This is a genomic window from Paenibacillus sp. NPDC058174, from assembly GCF_042883865.1.
In the GTDB taxonomy this organism is placed as follows: domain Bacteria; phylum Bacillota; class Bacilli; order Paenibacillales; family Paenibacillaceae; genus Pristimantibacillus.
Genome location: NZ_JBHVUY010000009.1, coordinates 34,526 through 47,330, shown reverse-complemented (window position 1 = coordinate 47,330; position 12,805 = coordinate 34,526). Strand labels below are relative to the sequence as shown.

At 50.6% G+C, this 12,805-nt stretch carries 12 protein-coding genes; 4 read left to right on the top strand and 8 right to left on the bottom strand.

Going from position 1 to position 12,805, the window contains the following annotated elements; genetic code table 11:
• Positions 1-98: 98 nt before the first annotated feature.
• Entirely contained in the window at positions 99-1,412 is a 1,314-nt protein-coding gene (locus ACFVVF_RS26295) for a replication-associated recombination protein A (protein WP_387815819.1), read from the bottom strand.
• A gap of 292 nt (positions 1,413-1,704) precedes the next feature.
• Here ACFVVF_RS26295 and ACFVVF_RS26290 point away from each other — a divergent pair, with 292 nt between their 5' ends.
• Complete coding sequence (locus ACFVVF_RS26290; protein WP_387815818.1) at positions 1,705-2,268, top strand: hypothetical protein; 564 nt, start codon at positions 1,705-1,707, stop codon at positions 2,266-2,268.
• Between the two features lie 20 nt (positions 2,269-2,288).
• Positions 2,289-3,797 (top strand): methyl-accepting chemotaxis protein, encoded by a 1,509-nt coding sequence (locus ACFVVF_RS26285; RefSeq protein ID WP_387815816.1) that lies wholly within the window; start codon positions 2,289-2,291, stop codon positions 3,795-3,797.
• Positions 3,798-3,873: 76 nt separating this feature from the next.
• On the opposite strand, the gene ACFVVF_RS26280 is transcribed toward ACFVVF_RS26285, so the two are convergent.
• From ACFVVF_RS26280 to ACFVVF_RS26265, 4 genes are all read right to left on the bottom strand, one after another.
• On the bottom strand, positions 3,874-4,629 hold the full coding sequence (locus tag ACFVVF_RS26280; protein ID WP_387815814.1) for a tRNA threonylcarbamoyladenosine dehydratase: 756 nt from the start codon (positions 4,627-4,629) through the stop codon (positions 3,874-3,876).
• 21 nt (positions 4,630-4,650) lie between these two features.
• The gene (aspS, locus tag ACFVVF_RS26275) at positions 4,651-6,444 is read right to left on the bottom strand and encodes an aspartate--tRNA ligase (RefSeq protein WP_387815813.1); all 1,794 of its coding nucleotides are present in this window, start codon (positions 6,442-6,444) and stop codon (positions 4,651-4,653) included.
• Between the two features lie 63 nt (positions 6,445-6,507).
• Positions 6,508-7,752 carry a histidine--tRNA ligase gene (hisS, locus tag ACFVVF_RS26270; protein ID WP_387815811.1) on the bottom strand — a complete coding sequence of 415 codons (1,245 nt, stop codon included), beginning with the start codon at positions 7,750-7,752 and terminating at the stop codon, positions 6,508-6,510.
• A 387-nt stretch (positions 7,753-8,139) separates the two neighbouring features.
• On the bottom strand, positions 8,140-9,021 hold the full coding sequence (locus ACFVVF_RS26265; RefSeq protein ID WP_387815809.1) for a LysR family transcriptional regulator: 882 nt from the start codon (positions 9,019-9,021) through the stop codon (positions 8,140-8,142).
• A gap of 119 nt (positions 9,022-9,140) precedes the next feature.
• On the opposite strand from ACFVVF_RS26265, the gene ACFVVF_RS26260 reads away from it, so the two are divergent.
• On the top strand, positions 9,141-9,563 hold the full coding sequence (locus ACFVVF_RS26260) for a CidA/LrgA family holin-like protein (protein ID WP_387815807.1): 423 nt from the start codon (positions 9,141-9,143) through the stop codon (positions 9,561-9,563).
• Positions 9,560-10,240 carry an LrgB family protein gene (locus ACFVVF_RS26255; RefSeq protein ID WP_387815805.1) on the top strand — a complete coding sequence of 227 codons (681 nt, stop codon included), beginning with the start codon at positions 9,560-9,562 and terminating at the stop codon, positions 10,238-10,240. Before ACFVVF_RS26260 ends, ACFVVF_RS26255 begins: the two co-directional genes overlap by 4 nt.
• Before the next feature lie 383 nt (positions 10,241-10,623).
• Here ACFVVF_RS26255 and ACFVVF_RS26250 read toward each other — a convergent pair whose 3' ends face one another.
• From ACFVVF_RS26250 to dtd, 3 genes are all read right to left on the bottom strand, one after another.
• Positions 10,624-11,169 (bottom strand): hypothetical protein, encoded by a 546-nt coding sequence (locus ACFVVF_RS26250; protein ID WP_387815803.1) that lies wholly within the window; start codon positions 11,167-11,169, stop codon positions 10,624-10,626.
• 571 nt (positions 11,170-11,740) lie between these two features.
• Positions 11,741-11,914: a hypothetical protein gene (locus tag ACFVVF_RS26245; protein WP_387815801.1), complete on the bottom strand. Its 174-nt coding sequence runs from the start codon at positions 11,912-11,914 to the stop codon at positions 11,741-11,743.
• Positions 11,915-12,360: 446 nt separating this feature from the next.
• Positions 12,361-12,804 (bottom strand): D-aminoacyl-tRNA deacylase, encoded by a 444-nt coding sequence (gene dtd, locus ACFVVF_RS26240; RefSeq protein ID WP_387815799.1) that lies wholly within the window; start codon positions 12,802-12,804, stop codon positions 12,361-12,363.
• Position 12,805: the final 1 nt, after the last annotated feature.

The following is a 12,805-nucleotide window of genomic DNA, read 5'->3' as shown; positions in this document are numbered from 1 at the left end:
ATCAGTACTACATAAAACAATAAATATCCCAATTAGTAGTTGAGAAATATAATATTAATGATATTCTCTAAAAGAGAGACCTTCTTAAGTCAGTCCCTTTATTTCTTCCCTTTGCCCCGCAGCTGCTGGTTATGCGCGATCTTCTGCTCCATCCCCTGCTCCGACGCTTTGTAAAAACTCATATTCCTCAACACATCAGGCAAATACTGCTGCTCTACATAATGCCCCGGGTAGTCATGCGGATATTTATAGCCTTCATGCCCAAGCTGCTGCGCGCCCTTGTAATGGGTATCCCGCAGATGGAGCGGCACTTCGGCGCTGCCCATCCCCTCAATCGTCGCTGTCGCCTTGGCGATCGCCATTGCAACGGCATTCGACTTTGGACTTTCCACGGCGAATAAAATGGCTTGCGTGACATTGTATTTCGCCTCGGGCCAGCCGATCTTGTGGTAGGCGTCCATCGCGGTCACCGCCTGGATCATTGCTTGCGGATTAGCCAATCCGATATCCTCACTGCAAGCGACAATCAGCCTGCGGATGAACGTCATCGGGTCCATGCCGAGCTTTTCTACCGCATAGAGAAACCAGAACAGCGCAGCATCGCTGGAGCCTCTTACGCTTTTGTGAAACGCCGAGAGCACATCGTATTGCGTGGAAGGATCTGCCCGCAGCGCCTTGTTGCGAATTGATTCCTGCGCCACTTCGATCGTAATATGGACGGACCCGTCCGGCTCCGACGGCGTCGTTACAGCAGCTAGCTCCAGCGCATTAAGCGCACGCCGGATATCGCCCCCCGCCATCGCCGCGAGATGCGCCAGCGCATCCTCCTCAACCTTCAAATTCATAAAGCCAAGCCCGCGGTCCTTATCATCCAGCGCCCGCTTCATCGCCTCCAGCGCATGCCGCTCATCAAGCGGCTGCAGTTGAAACAGCGTAGAGCGAGACAGCAACGCTCCGTTCACATGATGGAACGGATTTTCTGTTGTCGCTCCTATAAAAATAATGATGCCCTGCTCAACCGCAGGAAGCAGCGCATCCTGCCGCGACGTATTGAAGCGGTGCACCTCGTCGAGGAATAGAATTGTTTTTTTCCCGTATAGCATCTTGTTGCTCCGTGCCCGGTCGATAACCTCACGAACGTCCTTCACGGAAGCGTCGACTGCATTCAGCTTGACGAAATCACCGGCCGTACGCTTGGAAATAATGTTCGCCAGCGTCGTCTTGCCACAGCCCGGCGGACCGTAGAGCAAAATAGACGACACTTGGTCGCCCTCTATAGCCCTTCTTAGCAGTTTATCCGGTCCTATTATATGTTCTTGCCCAATATATTCTTCAAGCGTCTCCGGCCGCAGCCGGTCCGCCAGCAGCCTCGCACGCGGCGTCTCTGCTTCCTGATAGCTAAATAAGTCCATGCGCATTCACTACTTTCTTCATCCGTTACTACGATCATAGCATATCGTACAGGTGTTCGCCAGATTGTCGATTTTCCTGAAAATAGGCCTTTTGTTTCACTATATCTTCACAATTCCTAGGTAAAACGTAGGTTTTTGATGTAAACTTTTTTACTAAATATACCGATATAAATTAGTGGTAAATTATTCTTTTATGCAATATCGTACGATCGACTTGCCATGTTGAGAGGGAACAGGTAGAGACTAGATAACTAATCTGTAAAGAGAGAGAGGATAAGAGGAGTGCTGTCGATTGTTCAAGAAAGTCGAGACTGATTGGGAACTAACGATGTTCAACAGTATTTGGACCACCGTATGGAAAGAAAAGGGCTTTGAGCTGGAGTATGCTGAGCAAGCGCTGGAGAGATACGTCGCGATCTCGCCTGAAGGCCATTACGTGGGCACCTCCGAGATTAAAGCCTATACACCTGGTGTTAGCATAATTGATTCTGTTGCGCCTTTCCATAGCCATCCGAAAATTGCAGCTGATCCTGCACGAGTAGCCGAAATAGATAAAATCGCAGTCATTAAGCAATACAGGGGCCATCCGATAACGGACCTGCTCTCTTCCGCCGTTTTTAGCGCAGAGACGCATCAATTCCGATACTTTATATCTTTGCTGGAGCCGGTATTTTACCGTGCGCTGCGCATTACATTCCACGTGCCGATGGAGAAAGCGGGAGAAAAGACCTTTTATAAAGGCGATTACGTTATTCCGGTTATTTTCGATATGGAGCGCATGTATAGCAACAAAGAGCACTATGAGTGGCTTGCCTATCCGGACAGCCATACGATCCGATCGGGTATAAAAATTTAATAGTCGGGAAGAGAAGGTAGATGACGATGAAGAAAGAACTGACTGTGCTAGACAAAAGAAATCGTTTGTTCATAAAAATATTATGGGGCTTGCTGGCGCTTGGGATCGTTGCCGATATTGGCGCGGGACTTGGCACCGATATGATCTTGCTGCTCGTGATAGTAGGCACAGTCAGTATCGGCATCGCTACCTTCATGACTTACAAAAGAATTTTAGTTTCTTACATCATGTATTACGTACCCGTTATTTTGATGGCGATTACGACGCTTCTTATCGTATCTGACCCGAATCCGATTATAAGCACCTATTTCCTTACTTTTGTAGGCATTGCCCTCATGACGCTGTACGCCGATTATAAGCCTATTGTGTTCTCCGGGCTGCTTAGCATGGGTCTTAGCACTTATTTGTTTATGACCCCGAAATACAAGGATGTCTTATTTCCTAATGATTCGCTGATCTACTTATATTTGTACATTATCTTCATCACGATTGCGCTCGCTTCATCGGCCAAGTTCAGCCAGAAGCTGCAAGAGGAAGTACTGGTAGAGCGAAGCGATGCGCTTGCTTCCAAGGAAATGGCTGAACAACTGGTTGAGAAAATGAAATCGTCGATTCTCGTTCTGGGAGAATTCAGCAACGAGCAGAAAAATACGGCGCAATCCACCGGACAAATTTCACGCGAGGTTACAACGACGTTCACAGAAATGTCCGCTTCCATCGAGAAGCAGACTGGCATGGTGCTTAACGTCAGCAGCTCTGCACAAACGATTGAAGGCGCAGTAACGCAGCTGCTGGAAGGCGCAACCCGCCTACAGCAATATTCGGCGGACACCGCTGCACTGACTGAGGATGGCAATACGCTCGTTCATACGCTGTCTACGGAAGTGGAACGTGTTCGTTCGATCATCTCGCAAACGGTAGAAATGATGAAGCAGCTGACTGAACAGAACGAGCGCGTCAGCTCCATCGTTGGTTCTATTAGCGAAATTTCGGAGCAGACGAATTTGCTGTCGCTCAATGCTGCCATTGAAGCAGCGCGTGCCGGCGAGCAAGGGCGCGGCTTTGCCGTCGTAGCCGGTGAAGTCCGCAAGCTGGCCGACAATGCCAGTCTGGCTGCCAATGAGATCAACGATATTCTGGGCGCCATTCATACGCAAATCAGCGCCGTCAGCGAGCAAGTCAATCTAGGTGACCATGCTGCCGATGTAAGCTATAACGCAGCACAGCAGGTCGAGAAAATCATTCAGAGCATCAACGGCAATACGGAGCAAGTGAAGCAGCAGTCCGACACGGTTGGCATTTCTTCCCGCCAGCTGCATGAGCAATACTCATCGATTGCCGACGAAATGACGTCAATGGCGGCGACGACGGAGCAAAATATGGCTTCCGTAGAAGAAGTTTGCGCCAGCATGGAAAACCAGGATTCCAAGATCAATCATCTTGTTGACGGCTACGGCAAACTGGATGCGCTCATCTCCGAGCTCACTCAGCTGGTTGAGCGGAAAAACACAAACACGAAGCAAAGCTAAAGCTAGCTGCATGACGCATCACAAAAGGGCGGTCGCAGGAGGGAATTCCCTTCTGCGACCGCCCTTTTCTCTTGCATTAAACCTCGATGCCTGCCTTGCTTAGCATATCCTGTACGACGACGCTGACCATAATGAGTCCGGCTACCGGCGGTACAAATGCGTTGCTGGCTGGAGGCTGCTTCGCCTTGCGAATTTCCGGAGCATTCTCCGGTACGATCCGCTGCGTCACATCCTCACGCGGCTTTTTCGGAAGCTCGTCCGAGAATACGACCTTCACGCCTCTCTTAATGCCGTCCTTGCGCAGCTTCGTGCGAACGACACGGGCGATGGGATCGGTATGGGTTTTGGAGATGTCGGCTACGCGGAACCTCGTCGGGTCCATTTTGTTCGCCGCACCCATACTCGAAATGATCGGAATGCCGCGTTCCAGACATTCCTTAATGAGGTGCACCTTGTACGAGATCGTATCGGATGCATCCACGACGTAATCAAGCTCATAAGCAAACAATTGCTCGTACGTCTCCTCCGTATAGAACATCCGTAGCGATACGGCATCGCAATCCGGATTAATCAGCTTAATCCGGTCGCGCATCAGGTCAGCCTTCGGCTGGCCTACCGTGGTCGTCAGCGCATGAATCTGACGGTTAACGTTCGTAATATCAACAACATCTTTGTCGATCAGGATGACGCGCCCTACACCCGTACGGGCGAGCGCTTCGGCAGCGATCGAGCCTACACCGCCGATGCCGAGCACGGCAACCGTACTCCCTTTCATCAGCTCCAGCCCTTCCGGGCCTATTGCAAGCTCAGTACGCGAAAATTGATGCAGCATATCGTGGCCGCCTCCTTCGCCTTATTCCTGCGGTTTAGCCGCTTCAGGCTTCGGTTTCAGAACCGTGCGGATATGAAGCTGCTCCAGCTGCGACAGCTCAACAGTGGATGGAGCGTCCATCAACAGGTCGGTTGCGCTTGCCGTTTTCGGGAAAGCGATCGTCTCACGCAGGTTCGTTCTGCCTGTAAGCAGCATCACGAGACGGTCTAGACCGAAGGCAATACCGCCGTGCGGAGGCGTGCCGTATTCGAATGCGTCCAGCAGGTAGCCGAAGCTTTCATGTGCTTCTTCCATCGTGAAGCCCAGCGCTTTGAACATTTTTTCCTGAACGTCGCGTTTGTAGATCCGCATCGAGCCGCCGCCTACTTCGTAGCCGTTAAGCACGATATCGTACGCTTGTGCGCGGATTTTGCCCGGATCGGTATCGAACAGGTGCACGTCTTCGTCCTTCGGACGTGTGAACGGATGGTGTTCGGCTACATAACGCTTCTGATCCTCGTCCCAGCCAAGCAGCGGGAAGTCAACAACCCATGCGAATTTGAATTTCGAATCGTCGATCAAGCCAAGCTCGCGGCCCACTTTCAGACGCAGGTTGCCAAGCACGTCGGCTACAACTTTTTTCTTGTCGGCGGAGAACGTCAGCAAGTCGCCTTCCTCTACTTGCAGGCGCTCTGTAAGAGCTGCGATTTCTTCCGGCTTGAGGAATTTAACGATTGGACCTTTCCACTCGCCTTCTTTAATCGTGATCCACGCCAGGCCTTTGCCGCCGTAACGGGCAGCGAACGGCTGCAGATCGTCAAGCTCTTTGCGGCTCCAATGGCCGCAGCCTTTTGCGTTGAACGCCTTCACGACACCGCCGCTTGCCGCAACGCTTGCAAATACTTTTACGTCGCTCGTTGCAACGATATCCGTAATATCTTCTATTTCCATACCGAAGCGGAGATCCGGTTTGTCAGAGCCGTATTTGTTGATGGCATCCTCATACGTAATGCGCTGGAACGGAAGCTCCAGTTCTACGCCAATTGTCTCACGGAACAAGCGTGCTGCGAGCTGCTCCATCATGCCCAGCAATTGGTCTTGCGACAGGAAGGAAGTCTCGATGTCGACTTGCGTAAATTCCGGTTGACGGTCTGCACGAAGATCCTCATCGCGGAAGCAGCGTGCGATTTGGTAATAGCGCTCGATACCGCCGACCATGAGCAGCTGTTTGAAAATTTGCGGCGATTGCGGCAGGGCGAAAAATTCGCCTTCATGCACACGGCTAGGCACCAAGTAATCGCGCGCGCCTTCTGGCGAGCTTTTCGTCAGAATCGGTGTTTCTACGTCGATAAAGCCTTCGCCGTCGAGGAAGTCACGGAAAATTTTCGATGCTTTCGAACGAAGCAGCAGCGTTTTGTGCATTTCCGGACGACGCAGATCAAGGTAACGATATTTCAGACGAAGCGACTCGTCGACTTCAACGCCGTCTTCAATCGGGAATGGAGGCGTCTTCGCGCTGTTCATCACTTCAATTTCTGTTACACGGATTTCAATCTCGCCTGTCGCGAGGTTTTTGTTCACCGTCTCTGCGTCACGCTCTACGACTGTGCCTGTTACTGCAAGCACGAACTCGTTGCGGGCACGGTCAGCAATTGCCAGCGCGTCGCCGGAGAAGTCCGGGTTGAATACGATTTGAACAATGCCTGTACGATCGCGCAAGTCAATGAACAATACGCCGCCAAGGTCGCGACGACGTTGAACCCAGCCGTTCAGGGTTACGGATTGGCCGATATCGGCTTTCGTTAAAGTACCGCAATGATGAGTTTTGAGCATCATGGTTTTCATTCTCCCTTTTCAATCGGATGTATTGGAACTATTGTTGTTTCTTACTGCTTGCTGTTACTGCTTCAACTGGGCGGAGAGCTGACCCAGCGCTACAAAACGCTGTTCGCCGCTCGCCATGTCTTTCAGTGCAATCTCTCCGCGCGATAGCTCGTCATCGCCAAGAATAGCGGTGTAGCGAGCCTGCAGACGGTCGGCGGATTTCATTTGCGCCTTCATTTTCCGGCCCAAATAATCCCGCTCCGCACGTATGCCGTCCTGACGAAGCTGATAGACGATTCTAGCTGTCTCACGCTCCGCCGCCTCGCCAAGACCGACCAGATAGACATCCACTTGAGGCTCGTTTGCTTGCTCAGCTTGCTTGTTGAGCAGCATGATCGTTCTCTCGAGGCCAAGACCAAGACCGATGCCCGGCTGATCCGGACCGCCGATTTCAGCTACCAAGCCATTATAGCGGCCGCCGCCGCCAATTGTATCGATAGCGCCAATGCCTTCCGACTTATACTCGAAAGCGGTATGGGTGTAGTAATCAAGCCCGCGTACTAGACGGGGATTAATTGTATAAGGGATGCCCATATCGGAAAGGTATTGCTGGAGCTTGTTGAAATGCGTGCTGCACTCCTCGTCCAAGCTGTCCAGAATCGAAGGCGCTCCCTCGAAGTGATGCTGATCATTCTTGCAGTCCAATACGCGCAGCGGATTGCGGTCCATACGCGACTGGCAGTCCTTGCACAGCACCTCGCGCTTAGGCTCCAGGAAAGCCAGCAGCTTTTCGCGGAAATCGGCGCGAACGCTAGGCGTACCGACGGAGTTGATCTCCACGCGTACTCCCTTCAGGCCAACCTCTGTATAGAAGGTGTAGCCTAGTGCAATCACCTCGGCATCAATAGCCGGGTCGACCGAGCCCAGCGCCTCGACGCCAAACTGGTGGAACTGGCGATAGCGGCCGGCTTGCTGGCGCTCGTAGCGGAACATCGGACCGATGTAATACAGCTTCGATACGTCTGGCTCGCCAAACAGCTTGTTCTCGACATAGGATCTGACAACGCCAGCTGTTCCCTCGGGACGAAGCGTCACGCTCCGGTCTCCGCGATCGGTGAATGTATACATTTCTTTCTCGACGATATCGGTCGTCTCGCCTACTCCCCGCTGAAACAGCTCCGTCGATTCGAACATCGGCGTTCTAATCTCGCGGAAGTTGTACCGCCGGCATATGTCCCGAGCTTTCTGCTCTACATACTGCCAACGCTCCGACGCTCCAGGCAAAATATCCTGTGTGCCCGGCAATTTCTGAAATGCCATGCTTCTTCCCTCCTGACCCCTGATCGTTCCTTGTTGCCTTGATCTGGAACGCAAAAAAGACCCTCGTCGCTGACGACTATTCATCGCCAGGGACGAGAGTCTGAACTCCCGTGGTGCCACCCAAATTCCGGACCGTCTTGTACGACAAGCCCGCTCATAAACGGTTAACGCCCGTTACACGCATACCGGCTATTTAATGCTGGCTCTGTACAACAAAGCCGTTCTCGTTCGCCGATCGTTCTCCGGAAGGTCTCTTCATCCAGCCACCATAAGGATGCTTGCAGCCTAGGCATCCATCTCTGGGTACGTGCACGGGATTACTTGGTTCCATCAACAAATCATTTTTATGATATTAAGGGTTAATATTACCTGTATACAGCCGAAAAGTCAAGCAAACATTTCCTCTACAAAAGCAATCCAGGCTTTTGCTGCCCGTGATAAATACCCTTCCCGCTTCCATACCATGACCAGCTCCCAAGGAATAACCGGCTCGGTCAACGGAACAGAGCTGATTTGCGTAGCATCCAGCGTCCGGCAGATCGTCTCCGGCAGCATGGCAATGCCAAGATCGGACGCCACCATCTCCGTAATGAAATCCCATTGCGAGCTTTCATAGACGATATGGGGGGTGAAGCCTGCATCACGGCAATGATCGATAACCCGGTCATGAAGGGTAAATTCATTGCTGAACAGGATAAACCGCTCGGTCGAAAGCTCGGATAACGCAATTGACTGTCTGCCTGAGAAGGGATGAGACGTCGGCATGATGACATTTAGTTTCTCTCTAACGAGCGGGATTGATTCAAACTGCTCCTTATCTACGGGGGTCAGCACGACGCCGACATCAAGAGCGCCGCTGCTTACACTGTCTTCGATCCGGACTGCACCGTACTCCACCATCTGTACGGAAATGCCGGGATAACGCGCTTGAAAACGCTTGAGCACCGAAGGAAAAAACCGCGAACCTGCCATCGGCGGCAATCCGATTGAAATCGTACCTTTCTGCAAGAACGACAGATCGTTAACTTCCGCCGTCAAGCTGTCGAATAGCTGCAAAATCGGCTGCGCATAGCGGTACACCACTTCCCCGGCATCCGTCAGCTTCACCGTTTTGCTATCCCGGTTGAACAACTCAAAGTGCAGCTCATTCTCCAAATTGCGGATCGATTTGCTGATTGTCGGCTGAGCGATATGCAGCGATTCTGCCGCTTTCGTAAAGCTGCGCTGCTTGACGATTTCGTTAATGTACTGCAAATGCCGGATATCCATGTGCAGCTCTCCTTTATATATCATAGCAAAATGGAATGTAAATCATTCTGTATATTCATTTTACCTATAATAAGGCTTGCAGTACACTAAGAAAGCAACAAGAAGAGGAGCTGAACCACATGTACAAAAAAGCACTACGCACGATTGGGCAGGTTCTGCTGCTCATCGTGATTTCCAAGCTTTCAGCTCTAGCCGTTCATCTGCTTCATTTGCCCATTCCGGGCAGTGTTGCTGGTATCGCAGTATTATTCACTCTGCTGAAAACAAAGCTATTGCGCATCGAATGGGTCGAAGCCGGAGCCGCCTGGCTGCTGGCTGAAATGCTGCTGTTCTTTATTCCATCTACTGTAGGAATCGTCAATTATAAAAGCTTAATCGTCTCCAGCGGTCCGCTTATCCTGCTCGCCATTATCGGCAGCACCGTCGCTGTCATGATTTTCGCAGGCACGATTGCACAGCGAATTGCGCCTAATGAAGCTGCTGATCCAGGATCTATTGGCGGCGGAGCACGCGGACAAAGTGAAGGAGGCGTTGCGGGATGATGGAGGCTGCACTATGGCTGCTGGCTACGATTGCCGTATATGCGGGTGCAAAACGGCTCTACCGCATGTATCCAAAGCTGTGGCTGACTCCGCTTTTGGTTACGCCAGCCATTATCATAATTGCTATCGAGCTGTTAGGCGTTCCTTTCAAGCAATACAATAACGGCGCAGGTGTATTAACCGACATGATTGAGCCGGCTACGGTTGCCCTCGCCGTCCTTCTCTATAAGCATCTTGATGTGCTGAAAAAAAATGCGCTGCTCATTGCCGTTAGCGTCAGCTCAGGCGCTATCGCAGCTATTGTTACATCCGCCGGGCTGGCTCGGCTGCTTGGGCTGAACGCCCAAATGATGGAGACGCTCGCTCCTCGCTCGGCCACCACACCGATTGCGCTTGCCGTTTCCGATATGCTTGGCGGATTACCGACCATCACCGCTGTCGCCACGCTTATTACCGGTCTGCTCGGCATGATCGTCGGCCCTCTGGTCGTTCGCTTGTGCCGGATTCGCAATCCGATTGCACGAGGTGTCCTTTTCGGAACGAGCGCTCACTCTGCAGGAGTCAGTAAAGCATTCGAGTACGGCCCGGTTACGGGATCAGTGGCGGGTATCGCTATGCTGCTGACAGCTTTCGTTACGCTGTGTGCAGCACCTTGGCTTGTATCTTTGTTCGTATGAAATGAAAGGCAGCAGCAAAAGACCGGTAAGCTGGTCTTTGATGCTGCCTTTATTATTGTTATGGTGATTAGAGTCCGTAAAAAAGAAAAAAACCTACAAACGAGTTGTAGGTCCAAGAAATTTATATTTTTAAAAAGGGGGTCGAGTTCTATTATAGGTTAACGATATTAAGGAACCATTATAAAATGATTACAGCATTATTACAAAATAGAAAGCGGTTGCGGAAGTTCGTGGATTTGGTTCATGCTGCCGTTCGGGCTCCGTAGTTTCGGTTCATGCTGCCGTTCTTGATTGCCATCGATCGTTAACTCGATCGGGAATTCAATCATCGAAAAGTCATCATGAACTCGAAACCACTCCGCCTACATTTAAATCGTTACTAGCTACTCCAGCGATGTACCTTGTAAGACCCGGCTCATCCGTCTGTTGGAGATTGCCAGAGCTTCTTCCCTGCTGCTTGCTGGGGCGCTGAACATCAATCCGTCTTCCGCTGTCCAAATGCCTGAGGAGGATTGCTCCTTACGATCAAAGATAGCGATAGTGACTTCACTGAAATCTGAATTGGTGTAAAGTGTTCCGTAACTATACATGACGGGTATGCCATTATCATTATAGTTATATATAATTATGCCCGAGTCATCACTCTGCAATTTGATTTCTAATTTTCTATATTTTTCAGGCACAGGATTATCATCACCAGCTATTTCTATCGTTCCAATGAAGGTTTTTTGACCGGTAATACTTTTCTTCACTTTGCCCTCAATCTTAATCAACGCCGACTCCGAAACTTGAACATGAGCTTGTCCTAGCTGATACTTCAATCCTTCTAAATTAACTTCATACCCTCTAGCAATGTATAGGAAACAAATTAAGAAGACAGCAATTACAATACCACCTATTGTTAAAGGTAATGCTATTTTTCTTGTCACAATGTGCTTTCCTCCTCGCATGTCAACTTACAAAAATATACTCCATCAATTATAGTATTACTATCTATATAATATCCATATTTATCTATGGATTTCATCTTTCTTCTACTCTTATTCCCTTCACGAATCTGAACAATTCCCCAACTCTACACTTTCATTCACCACTTCTTCTTCAGACCGGATCCTAAAAGATCAAAATGCAAAAGTGCATTTTGCAACCCGCTTATTCGGCCAGAATCGCCATCAAAATGCAAATATACAGTTTGATAAGGCTAAAATCAGCAAACACGCCCTGTTTAGGCCGTTTCACCTGCACTTTTACATTTTGATCGCTATTTCGGCCAAAAAATGACCGATCAACATGCACTTTTGCATTTTGATCCCCTTCCAGCCACTCGGCAAGGAAGGGCCTCCCTTTTCATACCGTTCGCGCCTCCTGGACTCCCGAATTCTGATGTCATCTCGCGTTACTCATCACTCGGATTCAAGTCAGCGGTCAAACCAGGTACACACTTCCCCATCAGCAACAAAAAAAAGGCGCTCCCTTTAAGGAGACGCCTTTACGTACATACTATTTTTTATTATTTGGCTGATCGTGTTTCGTCCCCTTTGGGGTGACTGCCCACTCCTCAGCTGCTTCGATGTCGCCTTCGAGCTGCGACCAGATCAGAGCCTCTCTGCGGTCGGCATGGATTAATCTGCGCGCCGTCCGCTCCATGCCTTGCTCCTTGCGGGATTGATGCATTTGCTCGGGACTCCTTCGCCTGATGTTTGGCAAGCTCGCCCCTTTAGAGTTGGCTGTTCCATTCCTTCGTAGATGGTGGAGCTCGAAACGAACACTCAACAGCTACTTTACAATGAGTGAAATCAGTTCATCGTAAGGATTGATCTCTTGGAACTAAATCCAGCCAGACAAAAAAGGGACGCGCTGCCGCTGTCCCTAGTGTTGCCCGCTTCCGGCGCTTGCATTCAAGCTAAACCCCGGCAGTATAGTCCGTATCACTCTAACCAGCTTTCAACTAGCCTAGTCTTAATTGATTCAAAGCCGGAGCTTTAAATCGGTTTAACTCGAATCTCGATCAGAGTAAAGAGTAATTTAAAATGCTGCATAATACCTGAATAGACACACGGCTCACAGTGCTTGCTGCATAACAAAGATCAGTTGATCATCCGTATGCCCTTTTCAAGCTCTTAAGCCTTGCTGTCCACAATAAGCGTCACTGGCCCCCAGTTGACGAGCGATACGTCCATCATCGCGCCGAACACGCCAGTCGCCACCGTAAGTCCCGCTGCCTGCAGCGCCTCGTTAAAACGCTCGTATAGCGGCTCCGCCTGCTCCGGCCTAGCAGCGGCCATGAAGTTGGGACGCCGCCCCTTGCGGCTGTCGCCGTATAGCGTAAACTGCGAGACCGATAGGATCTGACCGCCAATATCAACAACGGAATGGTTCATCTTGCCGTTGTCATCTTCAAAGATACGCAAGCCTGCTACTTTGTCCGCCATCCAGCGCACATCAGCTTCTGTATCCTCGTGTGTGATGCCAACGAGCAATACGAGGCCAAACTCGATTGCTCCGGTCACTCCCCCGTCAACGGTCACTTCGGCGCGCTTGCTCCGCTGTATGACTACTTTCACC